15 protein-coding genes and 1 tRNA gene are annotated in these 18,986 nt (G+C 30.9%); 12 read left to right on the top strand and 4 right to left on the bottom strand.

The genetic code is table 11. The annotated features are described in order from the left end of the window. Together dnaE and ACWYN7_RS09515 are read right to left on the bottom strand one after the other, a co-directional pair. Complete coding sequence (gene dnaE / locus ACWYN7_RS09520; protein WP_462859689.1) at positions 1 to 4,338, bottom strand: DNA polymerase III subunit alpha; 4,338 nt, start codon at positions 4,336 to 4,338, stop codon at positions 1 to 3. Positions 4,339 to 4,484: 146 nt separating this feature from the next. Beyond that, on the bottom strand, positions 4,485 to 4,931 hold the full coding sequence (locus ACWYN7_RS09515) for a ferritin-like domain-containing protein (protein ID WP_462859688.1): 447 nt from the start codon (positions 4,929 to 4,931) through the stop codon (positions 4,485 to 4,487). 246 nt (positions 4,932 to 5,177) lie between these two features. Between ACWYN7_RS09515 and ACWYN7_RS09510 the strand changes: the two genes are divergently transcribed. The 5 genes from ACWYN7_RS09510 to ACWYN7_RS09490 all read left to right on the top strand — a co-directional run bounded on the left by ACWYN7_RS09510 (position 5,178) and on the right by ACWYN7_RS09490 (position 10,365). Further along, positions 5,178 to 5,924 carry an outer membrane lipoprotein-sorting protein gene (locus tag ACWYN7_RS09510; RefSeq protein ID WP_462859687.1) on the top strand — a complete coding sequence of 249 codons (747 nt, stop codon included), beginning with the start codon at positions 5,178 to 5,180 and terminating at the stop codon, positions 5,922 to 5,924. Between the two features lie 70 nt (positions 5,925 to 5,994). Next, on the top strand, positions 5,995 to 9,018 hold the full coding sequence (locus ACWYN7_RS09505; RefSeq protein ID WP_462859686.1) for a WD40/YVTN/BNR-like repeat-containing protein: 3,024 nt from the start codon (positions 5,995 to 5,997) through the stop codon (positions 9,016 to 9,018). 139 nt (positions 9,019 to 9,157) lie between these two features. Beyond that, complete coding sequence (locus tag ACWYN7_RS09500) at positions 9,158 to 9,694, top strand: 30S ribosomal protein S16 (RefSeq protein ID WP_462859685.1); 537 nt, start codon at positions 9,158 to 9,160, stop codon at positions 9,692 to 9,694. Between the two features lie 17 nt (positions 9,695 to 9,711). Further along, positions 9,712 to 10,236, top strand: a complete 525-nt coding sequence (gene rimM / locus ACWYN7_RS09495; RefSeq protein ID WP_462859684.1) for a ribosome maturation factor RimM — start codon at positions 9,712 to 9,714, stop codon at positions 10,234 to 10,236. A 42-nt stretch (positions 10,237 to 10,278) separates the two neighbouring features. Next, positions 10,279 to 10,365: transfer RNA gene (locus tag ACWYN7_RS09490), tRNA-Ser, on the top strand. 68 nt (positions 10,366 to 10,433) lie between these two features. On the opposite strand, the gene ACWYN7_RS09485 is transcribed toward ACWYN7_RS09490, so the two are convergent. Beyond that, positions 10,434 to 10,856 (bottom strand): hypothetical protein, encoded by a 423-nt coding sequence (locus tag ACWYN7_RS09485; RefSeq protein WP_462859683.1) that lies wholly within the window; start codon positions 10,854 to 10,856, stop codon positions 10,434 to 10,436. Positions 10,857 to 10,944: 88 nt separating this feature from the next. Between ACWYN7_RS09485 and ACWYN7_RS09480 the strand changes: the two genes are divergently transcribed. Further along, on the top strand, positions 10,945 to 11,667 hold the full coding sequence (locus ACWYN7_RS09480) for a tRNA1(Val) (adenine(37)-N6)-methyltransferase (RefSeq protein WP_462859681.1): 723 nt from the start codon (positions 10,945 to 10,947) through the stop codon (positions 11,665 to 11,667). 57 nt (positions 11,668 to 11,724) lie between these two features. Here ACWYN7_RS09480 and ACWYN7_RS09475 read toward each other — a convergent pair whose 3' ends face one another. Further along, complete coding sequence (locus ACWYN7_RS09475) at positions 11,725 to 13,092, bottom strand: saccharopine dehydrogenase family protein (protein WP_462859680.1); 1,368 nt, start codon at positions 13,090 to 13,092, stop codon at positions 11,725 to 11,727. A 123-nt stretch (positions 13,093 to 13,215) separates the two neighbouring features. Between ACWYN7_RS09475 and ACWYN7_RS09470 the strand changes: the two genes are divergently transcribed. From ACWYN7_RS09470 to ACWYN7_RS09445, 6 genes are all read left to right on the top strand, one after another. Then, positions 13,216 to 13,596, top strand: coding sequence for a DUF423 domain-containing protein (locus tag ACWYN7_RS09470; protein ID WP_462859679.1), 381 nt, complete (start codon positions 13,216 to 13,218; stop codon positions 13,594 to 13,596). An 87-nt stretch (positions 13,597 to 13,683) separates the two neighbouring features. After that, the gene (pckA, locus tag ACWYN7_RS09465; RefSeq protein ID WP_462859678.1) at positions 13,684 to 15,294 is read left to right on the top strand and encodes a phosphoenolpyruvate carboxykinase (ATP); all 1,611 of its coding nucleotides are present in this window, start codon (positions 13,684 to 13,686) and stop codon (positions 15,292 to 15,294) included. Between the two features lie 97 nt (positions 15,295 to 15,391). Beyond that, the gene (locus ACWYN7_RS09460) at positions 15,392 to 16,618 is read left to right on the top strand and encodes an Nramp family divalent metal transporter (protein ID WP_462859677.1); all 1,227 of its coding nucleotides are present in this window, start codon (positions 15,392 to 15,394) and stop codon (positions 16,616 to 16,618) included. 1 nt (position 16,619) lies between these two features. Beyond that, on the top strand, positions 16,620 to 17,351 hold the full coding sequence (gene pxpA, locus ACWYN7_RS09455; RefSeq protein ID WP_462859676.1) for a 5-oxoprolinase subunit PxpA: 732 nt from the start codon (positions 16,620 to 16,622) through the stop codon (positions 17,349 to 17,351). Then, a complete protein-coding gene (gene pxpB / locus ACWYN7_RS09450) occupies positions 17,344 to 18,075 on the top strand; it encodes a 5-oxoprolinase subunit PxpB (RefSeq protein WP_462859675.1) in 732 nt (243 codons plus the stop codon). Before pxpA ends, pxpB begins: the two co-directional genes overlap by 8 nt. Further along, on the top strand, positions 18,068 to 18,922 hold the full coding sequence (locus ACWYN7_RS09445; protein ID WP_462859674.1) for a 5-oxoprolinase subunit C family protein: 855 nt from the start codon (positions 18,068 to 18,070) through the stop codon (positions 18,920 to 18,922). The genes pxpB and ACWYN7_RS09445 overlap by 8 nt, the downstream gene beginning before the upstream one ends. Positions 18,923 to 18,986: the final 64 nt, after the last annotated feature.

Here is an 18,986-nt window from a genome sequence, read left to right as displayed (position 1 = left end):
TTAATTCAATTTATAATTAATTTGTTGTTTTTGAAGTGTTGCTAATAATTCGCTAGAAACCTTAACTTTTGTGTTTCTACTTGGTAAGTTTACTTCAATTTTTTCTTTAGCATCCCAAATAGTAAACTTTAAAGACTGTTTACCTCCATTTGTTCTAAGAATTCTCTGTAGGTTAGTTATGGTTTCTTCAGTAATATCATCTACAGAAATTTTAATGGTTAATTTTTTGCACAATTCATCCATAATATCGTGCAATAATTTCATTTCTGTAAATTTTAATCTTGGTTCTCCAGTTACACCTTCTTTATTTGTCCAACCAGGCTGAATTGTACAACGCACAAATAAGAAAGAATTTGGCACTAAAAAGTGTTTCATTTTTAGGTAATCTTCGCCAAAAATTCGAAACTCATTACTATCTCCATAATCTTCTATGGTAAACATTGCCCAGCCTTTACCAGCTTTAGAAACTCTATGTTGTACATCAGTTATAATACCAGCAAAAGACAAATTCATACCCACATATTTTGCCAAATCTTCTTTAAAATATTTTAATGAAGCATTGCAGAAAATCATTTCATTTTTAAAATCATCTAAAGGATGTGCAGAAATATATATACCAATAACTTCTTTTTCTTGGGATAATAATTCCATGGTTCCCCAAGTTTCACACTCAGGAATATCTGGTTCAGGAAACTGAACAGTAGACGCTTCACCAAACATGGAAACCTGTGCAGAATTCTTGTTTTCTTGATATTTGCTACCAAATTTCATGGCACGTTCTAAGAAAGTTAACCCTTTTTCATCAGTAGCAAAATATTGTGCTCTGTGTGTATCTGTAAAAGAATCAAAAGCACCAGCTTTAATTAAGCTATCAAAAGATTTTTTGTTTGCGGCTCTTAAATCTACACGTTTTGCCAAATCGAAAATAGAGGTATAATTTCCGTTTTCTTTACGCTCTGCAATTATGGCTCTTACAGCAGCAGCACCAACTCCTTTAACTGCTGCCATTCCAAAACGAACAGCGCCTTCTTGATTTACCGAAAATTTTAAATAAGATTCATTTATGTCTGGTCCTAAAACCTGTAATCCCATTCGTTTACATTCTTCCATAAAGAAAGATACAGCTTTAATATCTTTCATATTATTAGAAAGTACAGAAGCCATATATTCTGCAGGATAATGTGCTTTTAAATATGCAGTTTGATAAGCAATCCAAGCGTAACAAGTAGAGTGAGATTTGTTAAAAGCATAACTTGCAAAAGCTTCCCAATCTTTCCAGATTTTTTCTAGCTTTTCTTCATCATGACCATTTTTACCTGCTTGCTCAATAAACTTAGGTTTCATTTTATCAAGTACAGCAATTTGCTTTTTACCCATGGCTTTACGCAAAACATCGGCTTCACCTTTGGTAAAGTCTGCTAGTTTTTGCGAGAGTAGCATTACTTGCTCTTGGTAAACTGTAATTCCGTAAGTTTCTGCCAAATACTCTTCCATTGCTGGTAAATCGTACTCAATATCTTCAGTTCCGTGTTTTCTGTTGATAAAACTCGGAATGTATTCCATTGGTCCAGGTCTGTACAAGGCATTCATTGCAATTAAATCTGCAAAAACAGTTGGCTTTAAAGAGCGCATGTGTTTTTGCATTCCTGGAGATTCATACTGAAAAATACCCACTGTTTCTCCTCTTTGAAATAACTCGTAAGTTTTTACATCATCTAAGGGAAAATTCTCAGGATCTAATTCTACACCATGTTTTGCTTTTACAATTTTTACAGTGTCTTTAATTAAAGTCAGCGTTTTTAAACCTAAGAAATCCATTTTTAACAAACCTGCAGATTCTACTACAGAGTTATCAAACTGGGTAACATACATGTCAGAATCCTTAGCCAAAGCAACAGGAACGTAATTTGTAATATCACCAGGTGTAATTATTACACCACAAGCATGAATACCTGTATTTCTAACAGAACCCTCTAAAATTGTGGCTTTATTAATGGTTTCAGAAATAAGATCTGAACCCAAAGACATGTTTCTTAATTCTTCTACTAATTGTTTTTCTTCTGCACGTAAACCATCAACTTTACCTTTACTTTTTGGGTCATCACCAAAAATATTTTTAAGTTTTATTCCAGGAATTAATTTGGCAATTCTATCCGCTTCAAAAAGCGGTAAATCTAAAACTCGGGCTGTATCTCTAATCGAAGATTTTGCAGCCATTGTTCCGTAAGTTATAATTTGTGCAACTTGATTTGCACCATATTTATCAATTACATAATCCATTACACGTCCACGACCTTCATCATCAAAATCGATATCGATATCTGGCATGGAAACACGTTCAGGATTTAAAAAACGCTCAAAAAGTAAATCGTATTTAATAGGATCTATATTCGTAATCCAAAGACAATACGCAACTACAGAACCAGCTGCAGAACCACGTCCTGGACCCACAGCAACATCCATTTTTCTGGCTTCGCGAATAAAATCTTCTACAATTAAAAAGTAACCAGGATAACCTGTTTTTTCAATTACTTCTAACTCAAAATCTAAACGCTCTTTAATTTCTGGCGTAATTTCTCCATAACGAATTTTTGCACCTTCAAAAGTTAGGTGTTTTAAGAAATTATTTTCTCCGCGTTTTCCTCCATCTTCATCATCTCTGGCGTCTTTAAATTTTTCTGGAATATCGAAAGCTGGTAATAAAACGTCTCTTGCTAAAGTGAATATTTCAATTTTATCAACAATTTCTTGAATGTTGATAATGGCTTCTGGCAAGTCTGCAAAAAGCGTTTTCATTTCATCTGAAGACTTAAAATAATATTCTTCATTAGGCAAACCATATCTGTAACCACGACCTTTACCTTTTGGTGTAGCTTGCTTTTCGCCATCTTTTACACATAGTAAAATATCGTGTGCGTTTGCATCTTTTTTTTCTAAATAGAAAGTGTTGTTTGTGGCAACAATTTTTATATCGTGTTTTTTAGAGAATTTTAATAAGGTTTCATTTACAATATTTTCATCTTGTTGATTGTGACGCATCAACTCAATGTAAAAATCATCTTTAAATTGCTCTTTCCACCAAAGTAAAGCTTCTTCAGCTTGTTTTTCTCCAAGATTTAGAATTTTACTTGGTACTTCTCCATATAAATTACCAGTTAAAACAATGATATCATCTTTGTATTTTTTAATGATTTCTTTGTCAATTCTGGGCACGTAATAAAACCCATCAACAAAAGCAATCGAAGACATTTTTGCTAAATTGTGATATCCTTTTTTGTTTTTTGCTAACAAAACTACTTGGTAACCATTGTCTTTTTGAGATTTATTGGTATGATCTTCACACACATTAAACTCGCAACCAATAATTGGTTTTATAGGTTTTTCTGCATTTTTATTGTGATTTAAAATAGCACTCACAAAATGAAAAGCAGCCATCATATTTGCAGTATCTGTCATGGCAATAGCTGGCATATTATCTTTGGCAGCCGCTTTTACAATGTTACCAATTTGCATGGTAGATTGTAAAACAGAGTATTGCGTATGATTGTGTAAATGAGCAAATTGTACATCTTTTAATTCTGCTAAACCTTCTGATGTAGATTTGGTTTCTTTAACGTCTTTTAATTTTTCGAGACGTTTACGAATCTTGTCGCTTTCTTTTTTTAGGTTGATGTGCTTTAAGCCAATAACCTGAATAGGTTTCGGATTTGCTTCAGAAAAGTTTTTAAAATAATCTGCATCTACATCTAATTCTTCTTTGGTAAACTCTCTTAATCGAATTAATTCTAAAAAACAACGTGTAGTTGCCTCAACATCTGCAGTTGCATTGTGGGCTTCACCAAAACCAACACCAAATAAATGATTGTGTAATTCTGTTAACGTTGGTAATTTAAATTTACCTCCTCTACCACCAGGAATTTGACACATTTGTGCCGTTTTTTCTGTACAAGTATCTAAAAGTGGCAGTTTTGTTAAGTTATTTTCTACACCTAATCTATGAAATTCACATCCCATAATATTAATATCGAAACCAACATTTTGCCCAACTATAAACTTGGTTTTTTTAAGAGCTTCGTTAAAAAGTGCTAAACCCTTGTCTAGTTTAATACCTTGTTCTTGTGCTAATTCAGTAGAAATTCCGTGAATTCTTTCTGCATCATAAGGTATATTAAAACCTTCTGGTTGTACTAAAAAATCGTTATGTTCTAATACATTTCCCATTGCATCATGCAATTGCCATGCAATTTGAATACACCTTGGCCAGTTGTCTGTGTCTGTAATTGGTGCATTCCAACTTTTGGGTAAACCAGTGGTTTCTGTATCAAAAATTAAGTACATAAATGATTTTTTTTGCTCATTATTTTGGAAGGTTAAATGTACGAAATCAAAGAAGTTTTTAAGTTAAAAAGTAAAGAGACTTATCAACAAAAAAAGTCAACCCAATTAAGGATTGACTTTCTAAAATTAATTCAAATAATTTATTTTTATGCTAATTCTTCTTCTACCATTAAACTATTAATTGCAGATTGAATTTGCTGTCTTTGGCTTTCTAACATTTTTCTTGTAGATGGTGCAAAGGCATCTTCTTCTAAGATTTCTGTGTATTCATTATAACTTACTTGCTCACCTCTAATTGCTTCTTCTAAAATTGCTTCTTCATCATTAGAGCTAAATAAAGATTTTAAGGACATCCAGTTTCTGTGCATAGTACCTTGAAATGTTCCTGTTTCTTCTGGTATTTGCCCATAAGATAAGATTTCTGTTCTTAAGTTTTTAGCAAACTCACTTCGTTCTGAGGCTCTATTTTTAAAGAAAATTTTTAATCGAGAACTATCTACATTTTCGGCAGCATTTAAATATCCTTTTTCTGCATCGTAATTCTTTTCTAATAGTTCGTTTAATTTGTTCGAAATTTTTTCTGTGTACTTCATTGTGTCATTTTCATTTTAAATTCCAATAAATTGTTTTGAGATGCGTATTGTTTCACATCTTAATGTTGATACAAATTTAAACAAGAAGTAAAGCTGAGATTGATTCATAAGCTTTCGATTTTAACTCATTTGCTTTTTAGTAATTTTTAAGAATTTTAGGATTGTGTTAAAAAACAAGTAAATAATCTGTAACAATTTTGTAAATTGACACACATATAAAGAAACATTAAATCAAAATTTTAAAAAATGAAAAAATTATTATTAGTAGCTGTAATGTTTATTGGACTTATTGCTAATGCGCAAACAGTAGATGAAATTTTAGCTACTTACTATGAAAACATTGGTGGGATTGAAAATTTTAAAAACATAAAAGGGATTAAAATGACAGCCAAAGTAAATCAGCAGGGTATGGAAATTCCTTTAGAGATGTATCAATTGGCTGATGGTAAACAAATGACGGTTATCAATTTTCAAGGTAAAGAAATTAAACAAGGTGTTTTTGACGGCGAAACTTTATGGGGACATAATTTTATGACGATGAAAGCCGAAAAAAGTGATGCAGAAGCTACTGCAAATATGAAGTTAGATATGAATGATTTTCCTGATGCATTTATCGATTATAAAGAAAAAGGGTACAAAGTAGAATTATTAGGTAAAGAAACGATTGATGGTGCAGAAACCTTTAAAATAAAACTAACAAAAGAACCTGTTACTATTGATGGTAAAAAAGAAGATAGCATTACATATTACTTTTTTGATACCGAAAATTTTGTACCAATTGCAATACAAACAGAAATAAAATCTGGACCTGGTAAAGGAATGATGTCAGAAATTACAATGAGCGATTATCAAGAAGTAGATGGTTTGTTCTTTCCTTTTTCGATGACACAAGGTGTAAAAGGGCAGCCAGGAGCGCCTTTAACAATCACTAAAATTGAATTAAATCCAACTGTAGATGCAGCTTTATTCGCTTTTCCAGAAGAAAAAGAATAGTTTAACAATATCTTTTAAAATCCTCAAATTAATTTTTGGGGATTTTTTTAATCACTAAAACCAAACTAAAATGAAAAAACAACTTTTACTAGTCGCTTTTTTGTTTTTATTTTTTTCAATTAAGGTTGATGCACAAAGTAAAAACACAAAAGGAAAACAATTATTTGGAGATTTAACTGCAAGGCATATTGGGCCAGCCTTAATGAGTGGTAGAATTAATGACTTAGAAAATCACCCAACAAATAATAGAATTATTTATGCAGGAACTGCAGGTGGTGGTGTATGGAAATCGAATGATGGAGGTGTAACTTTCAATCCGATTTTTGATGATTATTGTCAATCTATTGGCGCTGTAGAAGTAGATCCTAACGATCCTGATAATACAATTTATGTAGGTACAGGAGAAACTTGGACAAGAAATAGTGTTTCTTATGGAGATGGTTTGTATAAAACTGTTGATGGTGGAGTTACTTGGGATAAAATAGGATTTGAAAACTCAGATCGTATTGCAAATATAATCGTTAATCCAAAGAATTCTAACGAAATTTATGTAGGTGTTTTAGGCGCTTTGTGGGGAGATAGTGAAGAAAGAGGTGTTTATAAGTCTTCTGATGCTGGTAAAACTTGGGCTAAAATTTTATATACCAATCAAAAAACAGGTTGTGCAGATTTAACCATGGATCCTAATAACCCAAATATCTTATATGCTTCTATGTGGGAATTTAGAAGAACAGGTTGGTCTTTTGAATCTGGAGGTAAAAATAGTGCGTTGTACAAATCAATTGATGGTGGTGCAACTTGGAATAAAATTCATAACGGATTTCCAGAAGGTAGTTTAGGTAGATTAGCAATTGCAGTTGCACCTTCTGATTCTAATATTCTTTACACAGTTATTGAAGCAGAAAAAAACGAAAGAAAAGGTTTGTATAGAAGTGATGATGCAGGTAAAAGTTGGAAACAATTGAACAATGATTTTGGTATTACTGTGCGTCCTTTTTATTTTTCTAGAATTGTTATAGATCCAAAAAATCCTGATGTAGTAGTAAAAGGAGGTTTAAGTGGTTCTATTTCTAGAGATGGAGGTAAAACGTTTAAAAACTTAGGGAATATGCATAGTGATATTCACGATATTACTTTTGATATTCATAACTCTGATAGAATCTATGCAGGTACAGATGGTGGAGTTTATCGTTCTTTAAATGGAGGTACAACTATGGAGATTGTAGAGAATTTACCTATTTCTCAATTCTATCAAGTTAGTGTAGATGATGCAGAACCTTATAATATTTATGGTGGTTTACAAGATAATGGTTCTTGGTATGGCCCTTCTTCATCACCTGGAGGGATAGAAGCAAGAGATTGGAATTCTATAGGAGCAGGAGATGGTTTTAGAGTGTTAAAACATCCGACAAAAAATATCATTTACTCAGAAATGCAAGGAGCAGAAAATGTTTGGAGGTATGATGTAGCTGCAAAAAGAGTAAAAACCATTCAGCCTTTGCCACAAAAAGGTTATGAAAAATTTCGTTTTAATTGGAATGCACCTATGGCTATAAGTGCACATCAACCCAATCGTTTTTATATGGGTAGTCAGTATGTTCACAAATCTGAAGATATGGGAGATACTTGGACAATAATTTCACCAGATTTAACAACTAATGATCCTTTAAAACAAGACCAAAGTAATTCTGGTGGATTGTCTATGGATAACTCAGGAGCAGAAAATCATACCACAATTTTTACAATTGCAGAATCTACTTTAGATGAAAATATAATTTGGGTTGGTACAGATGATGGTAATGTACAAGTAACACAAGATGGAGGGAAAACTTGGACAAATACCATTGCAAATGTGCCAGATTTACCTAAAAATACGTGGACGTATCATATAGAAGCAAGTGTTTTTAATAAAGGTACAGCTTATGTTGTTTTTGATGGACATACTATGAATGACATGAAACCTTATGCATACAAAACAACAGACTTTGGTAAAACATGGACAAGTATTATTACTAGTGATGTGGTAGGTTCTGTTAGAAATATTCAGGAAGATTATGTAAATCCTGATTTATTATTTTTAGGTACAGAATTCGGTTTATACATTACGATTAATGGAGGTAAAAATTGGGTAAAATTTACTAATAATATGCCTGCTGTAGCTGTACATTTTATAGAATTACAGAAACAAACTAACGATTTAGTAATGGGAACACATGGTAGAGGAATTATCATTATTGATGATATATCTCCATTAAGAGAAATTAATGATGATGTTTTAAAAGAGAAAGTACATTTCTTTACATCTAAACCAACTGTAATTTTCGAAGAAGGAAGTTTTTCTGGAGATTTTGGAGCAGAAACTCAGTTTGTAGGTGCAAACCCAAGTAGAGCTGCGCAAATAAAATACCATTTAAGCAGACGTCATACTTTTGGTAAAATGACATTAGAAGTACAAGATAAAGACGGAAATATAATTAGTAAATTAGGTCCTGGAAAATCAAAAGGAATTAATATTGTAAACTGGAATTACAGACTTAAAAACCCAAAAGTAGCAAAAGGAAAAACCTTTAGTTTTGGTGGGTTTACTTCTCCTTTAGTTAAAGCTGGAACATACAAAGTTGTTTTAAAGAAAGGTAAAGATACTTTTACTCAAGATTTAGAATTAATCTATGATCCTAAATCAAATTTATCAGCATCAGACAGAGAAATGAAACACAATACCACCATGAAAATGTATGATATGACAGAAGAATTGGCATATATGGTATATGAGTTAGATGCAATATTAGAAAAGGCAGAAGCGCTTAGAAAGAAAAAAATCGTAGAAAAGTTAACAGCTCTAAAGAAAACTTTGGTAATTACAACTGGAGACAATTATGTAGGCTCAGCAGAACCTCAATTAAGAGAAAAAATGGCTGATTTATACAGTAAAATTGCCACAAGTTATGATAAACCTTCTAATGCAGAATTAGAAAGTTTATCTATAATAGAAGAACGATTTGAAACTGCAAAACTTGATTATCAGAAAATAAAAAAGAAAGTTAAATTCTTAGATGAATTAAATTTAAAGTCTTTTGAAGAATTTATAAAATAATTTTATACTAAAAAAATCATTAATTTATAGGTTATTAGTGATTTAGTATCAAAAAAAGTTAGTATTTTTGCGCCCACTTATCACGAGATGGTAAGATTTTTAATAACCAAGGTCGAGAACCTTAAAAAATTAACAAATTATGTCTGTAAAAATCAGATTACAAAGACACGGAAAAAAAGGGAAACCATTCTATTGGATTGTTGCTGCTGATGCCCGTGCAAAAAGAGATGGTAAATACTTAGAAAAAATAGGTACTTACAACCCAAATGTTAACCCTGCAGAAATTAACTTAGATGTTGATGGTGCTGTAAAATGGTTACAAAATGGTGCACAACCAACTGATACTGCAAAAGCAATTTTATCTTATAAAGGTGCTATGTTAAAAAATCATTTAGCTGGTGGTGTACGTAAAGGTGCTTTAACAGAAGAGCAAGCAGAAGCTAAATTTACTGCTTGGTTAGAAGAAAAAGAAGCTAAAATTTCTGCAAAAGAAGAAGGTTTAACAGCAGCAGAAGCTGATGCAAAAGCGAAAGCTTTAGCAGCTGAAAAAGCGGTTAACGAAGCAAGAATTGAAGCAGCTAAACCAGCTGTAGAAGAAGTTGCAGAAGATGCATCTGAAGAAGTTGAAGCAGCAGCTGAAACTATTGATGAAGCAGCAGAAAAAGCAGCAGAATAAATTATAAATTATTACGAATGCGTAAAGAAGATTGTTTTTATTTAGGCAAAATCGTAACAAAATATAGTTTTAAAGGTGAAGTTGTTATCAAATTAGATACAGACGAACCTGAGTTGTATAAAAATATGGAATCAGTTTATGTCGAATTTGGCACAAATCTGGTTCCATTTTTTATTGAAAAAAGTTCGCTACACAAAGGCAATCAATTGCGTGTTCAGTTCGAAGATGTCTATTCTGAACAAGAAGCTGATTCTATTTTAAAATGTGGTATTTACTTACCTTTAGATTTATTACCAAAATTATCTGGAGATAAATTTTATTTTCACGAAGTAATTGGTTTTAAGGTTGTTGATGCTAATTTTGGCGAAGTTGGCAATATTGTTCATATCAATGATAAAGCAGCACAACCACTTTTTGAAATTGATAGAGAAGGTAAAGAAATCTTTATACCTATGATTGATGATTTTATCAAAAAAGTAGATAGAGAAAACAAACAAATACACGTAGAAACTCCTGAAGGATTAATCGAATTGTATTTGTAAATCTTTCTTCGGATTAAAAAAATTTAAAGTTACTACTAAATTAGAGAGGTGTCTGAGTGGTCGAAAGAGCTACCCTGGAAAGGTAGTATATGGGTAACTGTATCGAGGGTTCGAATCCCTTCCTCTCTGCAAATAAATTTCAGAAATTTATCAATAACATCTAAATAGATAGATTAAAATTTCTTAATCTGTTGCTTTTAGATGTTTTCTTCCTTTAAAATATCGTAGTTAAATTCAATATTTATCCACTCTGATCCATCACCAGTTTTGCTTTCATCAATAATCAATTCATCATCAACATAAATTTTTAAAGAGAGTTGTGTCGGAATAGAGTTTTTTCTATAAATATTTCCTTGAATATATCTAAAATCGTAATCATCTAAAGTAATAACTATAGGTATTGCGTCCCCAGATGAATCATAATCAAAAAGATATTCATTTAAAATATGTTTGTCTTCAATATAGTCATAATAATTAATCTGTACTGCATCATTTTCTTGTAAAGTATTTACTTCTATTCTAACTGTTTTATCTAAAACTTCCGTGTTTTCTTCTTCAGTTTGAATTGGCCCTGTTGTACAACTATAAACAACAAGTAATAAAAGAAATAATTTTTTCATTTTAAATGATTCTAGGGTGATGTACAAAAATAACGCAATGCCAGTTAAAATAAGAATTATTAGAAATAAATATTACTAATTTTGCAGAATGGATTCAGTATTTAAATTTAAAGAGTTTTCAGTTAACCAAGATAAAACAGCGATGAAAATTGGTACAGATGGAGTTTTATTAGGTGCTTGGTGTGCTGTAGATTTTTATCCAGATACAATTTTAGACATTGGCTCTGGCACTGGTGTTGTTGCGTTAATGCTTGCACAACGTTCTGATGCAATGACAATAGATGCTGTAGAAATAGAAGAAAATGCATACGAACAATCTGTAGAAAATTTTGAGCAATCTGATTGGGGAGATCGTTTGTATTGTTACAATGCCACTTTTCAAGAATTTGCGGATGAAATTGCAGAAGAGGAAGAAACTTACGATTTAATTATTTCGAATCCGCCTTTTTATACAGATGATTTTGAGTCTGATAATAAAGCTAGAAATAAAGCCAGATTTACATCTGCTTTGTCTTTTGATGATTTAATTTCTGGAGTGGTTAAAATTTTATCAGCCAATGGAAAATTTAATATTATTCTTCCATTTAAAGAAGAAGAGAATTTTATCAGTTTAGCAAGTAAAAAAGGTTTATTCTTAAATAAAGTTTGTCATGTTCAAGGAAACCCAACATCAGCAATAAAAAGAAGTTTGTTAGCATTTTCTTTTCATCAATCTGAAATAAAAAAGGAACATTTAATCATTGAAACCGAACGTCATCAATACACCAAAGAATATATTGATTTAACCAAAGATTTTTATTTGAAAATGTAAGGTTTAAACTCAGAGAATCTCCGTGAAAAAACTTTGTGAATCTCTGTGGAATAACGATCAACCAAAAACATTATTAGGATTATACCCCAAATATTTCACATTTCTTTCAGTAAATTTAATTCCATAGTTTTCAAGTTCCTTTAAAATAGGCTCATATACTTCTTTAGTTATGGGTATTTGTACTCCAGGAGTTTTTATTTCTCCTTTTAAAATTTTTAAAGCCGCAATTGCAACAGGTAATCCCACAGTTTTTGACATGGCTGTATAGGTCTGATTTTCGCCTTCCACAACCAAACTGCTTTCAATTTGTAGTTTTTTGCCCTCAAATTCATAACCAAAAAGGTGCTGCATTACAATCATATCTTTATCGTTTTCTTGTAAAGTCCAAGAATCTTCTAAAATTTTTTGTAAAATTTGAGCAGGAGTTGCATTTACCAATTCAATTTTTTTCTTCGGATTAAAAAGATCAAGTTCAACTAATTTTTCCCACATAATATCATCTTGATCAATTTTTAAATAAGAACGTAATTTTAGTTCTACAGAATCTGAAGGAGAATAGGCCAAAAATAAGTTTGTAAAATCGCGATAACTCATGTGCTCAGAATCCTCAATAGTATAAGAATCATCTGTCATTCCTAATTGTACAAAAATGTTCCAAGCCCTAGAAAAACCAACACGTCTAATGGTTCCTCTGTACATAGTTGGTATATCATCTAAACCATAAACACTTCTATATTTTAAAGAATCTCTATTGGCATAAGCTTCAAATTTTTCGTTATCAATTTTTAAAAATTCTGTTCTTCGAAACAATTTATGATAAGGAATATATTTGTAAGTACCTTCTTGTATAAACATGGCAGCTCCTCCTTGGCCAGCCAAAACTACATTTCTAGGATTCCACGTAAACTTATAGTTCCATAAATTTGTATCACTTTCAGGAGCAACCAAACCACCACAAAAAGACTCGAACAACAGCATTTTAGCACCACTTTCTCTAATGTTATCAATAACTTTCATGGCACTCATATGATCTAATCCTGGGTCTAAACCAATTTCGTTCATAAAAACCAAACCATTTTTTTTGGCGGCATTATCTAGTGCTTTCATTTCTTTGGATACATATGATGCTGTAACCATATGTTTTTTAAGTTTGATACAATCTTTGGCAACTTCTAAATGAAATCTTGCAGGCAACATCGAAATTACAAGATCTGCTTTTTCAATTTCTTTTTCTCTTTGATGTGCATCAAAAACATCCAAAATAATTGCCTTTGTATTTTTATGATTGTTGATTAATTTTTGCGCATTTTCTGTGGATAAATCTCCAATAGTTAATCGTAAATTTTCTTCATTAGATTTCTCTAACAAATACTTTATTAAAGCTGAGCTCGATTTTCCTGCGCCAATGATTAAAATATTTTTCATAAAAGAAAGCTGTATTTTTGTGAAGTATTAGTAATCATTTTGAGAGAATTATTTGGTTACAAAACAAAATGATTGGTTACGAAGATAATATATTTGTTTAAAAATTAACAAAATCAATAATAAATGTTTAAAAATTTAATAATTACTTGTTTTTTAGGTGTATCAGCTGTTATTTTAGGTGCTTTTGGTGCACATGCTTTAAAAGAAACTTTAACTGTTGCTGAGTTACAAAGTTTTGAAACTGCAGTTCGTTATCAAATGTATCATACAATTGTTTTGTTGTTTGTAAATATGTATGATGAGTTTTCTATCAAACAAAAAAATACAATTAGTTACCTTTTTTTCTTAGGAATTCTCTTTTTCTCAGGATCTATTTATTTAATTCAATTAACAAAAATTACAGCAAAATCCATTTGGTTTATCACGCCTTTAGGCGGATTATTTTTTATAATCGCTTGGATTTCAATGATTATTATATTCGCAAAGAAATTAAAAAACGACTAAAAATTTAATAATTTTTAGGTTCAATATATAAGGGTTTTAAAATATTCATTAGTTTTGTTCTATAGTTTAATATACAAAAATATTGGTATGGTAGATACAAATACGAAATCGATTTCGTTAAATAGTCTAGGAATCAAAAATGCAACAATTCGTTATCAGTTAACTTCTAATGAATTACATCATGAAACTTTGCAAAAAGAACAAGGTGTAGAATCTTCTTTAGGTGCAATTGCTGTAAATACAGGAGAATTTACTGGGCGTTCTCCTATGGATCGTTTTATTGTTAAAGATGCAATTACAGAAAATGAAGTGTGGTGGAGCAAGATAAATTTACCCTTTGAAGAAGATAAATTTGATAAATTGTACACCAAAGTGGTTGATTATCTATCAGAAAAAGAAATTTTTGTAAGAGATAATTATGCGTGTGCAGACAAAAATTATAAGTTAAATATTCGTGTGGTTAACGAATATCCTTGGAGCAATATGTTTGCTTATAATATGTTTTTAAGACCAACAGAGCAAGAGTTAGAAGATTTTACTCCAGAATGGACAGTGATTAATGCACCAGGTTTTATGGCTGATGCTGAGGTTGATGGAACTCGTCAGCACAATTTTGCAATTTTAAATTTTACAAAAAAAATTGCTTTAATTGGTGGTACAGGGTATACAGGTGAAATTAAAAAAGGAATTTTTTCTGCTCTAAATTTTATTTTACCAATGTATAAAAATACCTTGCCTATGCACTGTTCTGCAAATGTTGGTACAGCTGGAGATACTGCTATTTTCTTTGGATTATCAGGTACAGGAAAAACAACGTTATCCACAGATCCAAACAGAAGTTTAATTGGTGATGATGAACATGGTTGGACAGCTGAAAACACTGTTTTTAATTTTGAAGGAGGTTGTTATGCAAAAGTAATTAACTTATCGCAAGAACAAGAACCAGAAATTTTTGCAGCCATTAAAAAAGGTGCAATTTTAGAAAATGTTGTAATGGATGATCATGGAGTTGTCGATTTTTCTGACACTTCTATCACTCAAAACACTAGAGTTAGCTATCCTATTTATCATATAGATAACATCAAAGAGCCTTCTATTGGCCAAAATCCGAAAAATATTTTCTTTTTAACTGCAGATGCTTTTGGTGTTTTGCCTCCAATTTCAAAATTGACTCCTGCACAAGCTGCCTATCATTTTATTTCTGGTTACACAGCAAAAGTTGCAGGTACAGAAGCAGGTGTAACTGAACCAGTACCAAGTTTTTCTGCTTGTTTTGGTGCGCCATTTATGCCTTTACATCCAACAAGATATGCAGAAATGTTAAGTAAAAAAATGACAGAAGCTGGTGTAAATGTTTGGTTGATAAACACAGGTTGGTCTGGAGGTAAATATGGTGTGGGTAGAAGAATGCCATTAAAATACACAAGATCCATGATTACTGCTGTTTTAAATGGAGATTTAGGTGATTATAGATACGAAGATTATCACATTCATTCTGTGTTTGGTGTTGCACAACCAAGATCTTGTCCTGGTGTGCCAACAGAATTATTGAGCCCAAGAGCAACTTGGAATAACGATGAAGCTTATTATGAAACTGCGTTTAAATTATCGAATGCATTTAGACATAATTTTAAGCAATTCGAAGAATTTGCTAATGAAGAGATTCGAAGAGGTGGCCCTCAGAGATACGCTCATTAGTTTGTTAGTGTTGTTAGTTTAGATAGAAACACCTCAATTTTGAGGTGTTTTTCTTTTTAAATAGTATCTTTATTCTGTTTACTAAAATGTATTTTACATGATTAAAAAATGGTTTCAGAATATTGGTCCAGGTACTTTAGTAGCTGCAGCATTTATTGGCCCAGGAACAGTAACACTTTGCACTTTGGCTGGTGTAAATTTCGGTTTTAATTTACTTTGGGCAATGTTATTGTCAATTATTGCAACCATTGTTTTGCAAGAAATGGCTGCAAGATTGGGTATTATTTCTCAAAAAGGATTATCAGAAGTTATTCGTGAAGAAATTAAAATACCGTTTTTAAAACAATTTATTACCATTTTAATTTTATCGGCAATTGTTATTGGTAATGCTTCTTATGAAGCAGGTAATATTAGTGGAGGAATTTTAGGTTTAGAAACTGTTTTTGGCGAGTTTAAACTCATTTTTGGTGAGTTAACTATTAATTTAATGAGTTTAATAATTGGTGTAATTGCTTTTGTACTTTTATATATTGGTAATTATAAATTTCTTGAAAAAGCTTTGGTGGCTTTGGTTTTATTAATGAGTTTTTCTTTTGTAATAACAGCAATAGTAACCAAACCAAATCTTTTAGAAATTTTAAAAGGATTGTTGATACCTAAGTTTCCAGAGAAAAGTTTATTAACAATTATTGGTTTAATTGGTACAACTGTTGTGCCTTACAATTTGTTTTTACATGCTTCTTTAGTTAAAGAAAGATGGAATAAAAAAGAGGATTTAAAATACGCGAAAAAAGATACAATTGTATCTATTATTTTAGGAGGAATGGTTTCTATGGCTATTATTATTTCTGCAGCCTCAATACCATCTAAAGATATTTTAAATGCTGCAGATTTAGCAGAAGGTTTAGCACCTTTATATGGCGAATTTGCCAAATACTTTCTAGCTTTAGGCTTATTTGCTGCTGGTATAACTTCTGCAATTACAGCACCTTTAGCAGCAGCTTATGTAGCAAAAGGATGTTTGGGTTTAAAAGGTGGTTTACAATCTAAATCATTTCGATTTGTTTGGATTGTTGTACTTTTTTTAGGTGTTTTGTTTTCGTCAATTGGTATTAAACCTATAGAAATTATAAAATTTGCGCAAGTTGCAAATGGTATGTTATTGCCAATAATAGCCGGAATTTTATTATGGATTATGAATAAAAAGAGTGTTTTAGGTGGTTTTGTAAATTCTAAAACTCAGAATATTTTTGGATTTATAATTTTATTAATTGCTGTTTTTCTTGGTGTAAAAGGTATTCTAAAAGTGTTTAATGTTTTCTAAAATGATTGTTGATATTAATTGCGATGTTGGAGAAGGTGTAGCTAATGAGCATTTACTAATGCCTTATATTTCGTCTTGTAATATTGCTTGTGGTGGTCATTTTGGTGATGTTAAAACCATTGATAAAACTATAAAATTAGCGAAAGAAAATAAGGTGAAAATTGGTGCACATCCTTCTTTTCCTGATAAAGAAAATTTTGGTAGAGTGTTAATGCAAATTGCTGATGAAGACTTAAAGAAGAATCTTCAAAATCAGATAAATTTATTTTTAGAAAGATTGTCTTTGTTTGATGCAAAATTACATCACATAAAACCACATGGAGCATTGTATAATGCAATTGCTGTAGATGAAAAGTTGGCTGTTTTTTTTGTTGATGTTATAAAACCATATTTAAAAGAAGCTTATTTATATGTGCCTTACAATTCTGTGATAGAGAAAGTTGCTTTAAAAAATAATATCAAGATAATGTATGAAGCTTTTGCTGATCGGAATTATAATAACGATTTAACTTTGGTTTCTAGAAAACAAAAAAATGCTTTATTAGTTGATGAAAAAGAAGTTTTGAATCATGTTTTACAGATGATAAAACATCAGAAAGTAAAAACAATTTCAGGTTTAGAAATATCCATAAAAGCAGATACTTTTTGTGTGCATGGAGATACTGAAAATGCTCTAGAAATTGTAAAATTTTTACATAAAGAATTATCAAAAGAAGGTTTTACTATTGGTTAATAATCTTACATATAAACCATTTGGAGCAAAAGCAATTTTAATTGAATGGCAATCTATTATTGATGATAAAATATTAGAAGATATTTTACTTTTTAAAGAGAAAATAATATTAATAAATAAAACAGAAATTGTCGATATTCTTCAAGGTTATAATTCTTTAACTATTGTTTATGAGTACTTTATTTCGAATTTTAATGATGAGGTTCATCAATTAAAATTGATTTATACATCAACTTTAAAAGAAAAAAAACAAAACAATTTTCAATGGGAAATTCCTGTTTGTTATGATGTTACTTTCGGAATTGATTTAAAAGAAATATCTAAAAAATCGAACTTAGCTATTGATCAAATTATTCAACTACATAGCTCTGCTTTATATAAAATTTACTTTATCGGTTTTTTACCAGGATTTCTATATTTAGGAGGCTTGCATCAACAATTATTTTTTGATAGAAAACCAAATCCGAGATTAAATGTACCAAAAGGTTCTGTTGGAATAGGAGGGATGCAAACTGGTGTTTATCCTAATCATTCTGCTGGAGGTTGGAATATTATTGGTAAAACTCCCATCAATTTTTTTGATGTAGAAAAAGAAAACCCTTGTTTTGCAAAAGCTGGCGATTTTATAAAATTCAAATCCATTTCTTTAGATGAGTTTTATCAACTAGAAAAAGAAATACAGGCAAAAAAATATCAACTTATTAAAACTTTACAACATGCTTAAGGTTTTAAAATCAGGTTTTTTTACTACTATTCAAGATAAAGGTAGAGTTGGTTTTGCTTCAGTTGGTGTGCCTATTTCTGGTGCAATGGATCAGTTTTCTTCAGATTTAGCAAATAGTATTTTAAATAATTCTGCTAATTGTGCTGTACTAGAAATTACATTAGGTGCTTGTAAATTCCAGTTTACTAAAACCACTACAATCTGTATTTCTGGTGGAGATTTTTCGCCAACTATTAATAATGTAGCAATTTCTCTAAATAAAAGAATTTTAATTCATCCAAATGATATCTTATCCTTTGGGAAAATTAACTACGGAATTCGCTGTTATTTGGCTGTTAAAGATGGGTTTTTGTCAGCAAAGAAATTAAATAGTAGAAGTTTTTATCCAAATATAACCAAAGATTTTTTGCTTAGAAAAGGAGATTGTATTCCTTATAAAGAGATAGAAAATGGAATTGAAACATCAAAAGCATCCATCAAAATCAATCAAAATCATTTTACAAATCTGTTTATTGAATGTTATAAAGGTCCTGAATTTGATTTAATGAGCGATCATCAACAAAAACAAATCTTAGATACTTTTTTTACTGTTTCTAAAGACAATAGTAGAATGGGGTATAAACTAAATGAGGTTTTAACCAACAATTTAGCGCAAATACTTACATCATCAGTATTACCAGGCACAGTACAACTAACACCTTCTGGCACTTTAATTGTGTTAATGAGAGATTGCCAAGTTACAGGAGGTTATCCAAGAGTTTTGCAACTTACAGAAAACGCAATTAATCAATTGGCACAAAAAACTACAAGTGCAGCTTTTCAATTTTTACTTATTGGTATGAGTTAATATTCATTGTATTTGAGTTAAGCAAAACTATACTTATCCTTTAATTTTGTGGTGTATTCATTAC

It is taken from the genome of Polaribacter sp. M10 (genome assembly GCF_054968445.1).
This window is presented reverse-complemented; position numbering and strand designations above follow the sequence as displayed.

Coding starts and splice junctions, on each gene's coding strand:
- rimM (WP_462859684.1), top strand. CDS start 9,712: ATGCGTAAAGAAGATTGTTTTTATTTAGGCAAAATCGTAACAAAATAT.
- dnaE (WP_462859689.1), bottom strand. CDS start 4,338: ATGTACTTAATTTTTGATACAGAAACCACTGGTTTACCCAAAAGTTGG.
- ACWYN7_RS09505 (WP_462859686.1), top strand. CDS start 5,995: ATGAAAAAACAACTTTTACTAGTCGCTTTTTTGTTTTTATTTTTTTCA.
- ACWYN7_RS09485 (WP_462859683.1), bottom strand. CDS start 10,856: ATGAAAAAATTATTTCTTTTATTACTTGTTGTTTATAGTTGTACAACA.
- ACWYN7_RS09500 (WP_462859685.1), top strand. CDS start 9,158: ATGTCTGTAAAAATCAGATTACAAAGACACGGAAAAAAAGGGAAACCA.
- ACWYN7_RS09480 (WP_462859681.1), top strand. CDS start 10,945: ATGGATTCAGTATTTAAATTTAAAGAGTTTTCAGTTAACCAAGATAAA.
- ACWYN7_RS09470 (WP_462859679.1), top strand. CDS start 13,216: ATGTTTAAAAATTTAATAATTACTTGTTTTTTAGGTGTATCAGCTGTT.
- ACWYN7_RS09475 (WP_462859680.1), bottom strand. CDS start 13,092: ATGAAAAATATTTTAATCATTGGCGCAGGAAAATCGAGCTCAGCTTTA.
- ACWYN7_RS09460 (WP_462859677.1), top strand. CDS start 15,392: ATGATTAAAAAATGGTTTCAGAATATTGGTCCAGGTACTTTAGTAGCT.
- pckA (WP_462859678.1), top strand. CDS start 13,684: ATGGTAGATACAAATACGAAATCGATTTCGTTAAATAGTCTAGGAATC.
- ACWYN7_RS09515 (WP_462859688.1), bottom strand. CDS start 4,931: ATGAAGTACACAGAAAAAATTTCGAACAAATTAAACGAACTATTAGAA.
- ACWYN7_RS09445 (WP_462859674.1), top strand. CDS start 18,068: ATGCTTAAGGTTTTAAAATCAGGTTTTTTTACTACTATTCAAGATAAA.
- ACWYN7_RS09510 (WP_462859687.1), top strand. CDS start 5,178: ATGAAAAAATTATTATTAGTAGCTGTAATGTTTATTGGACTTATTGCT.
- pxpA (WP_462859676.1), top strand. CDS start 16,620: ATGATTGTTGATATTAATTGCGATGTTGGAGAAGGTGTAGCTAATGAG.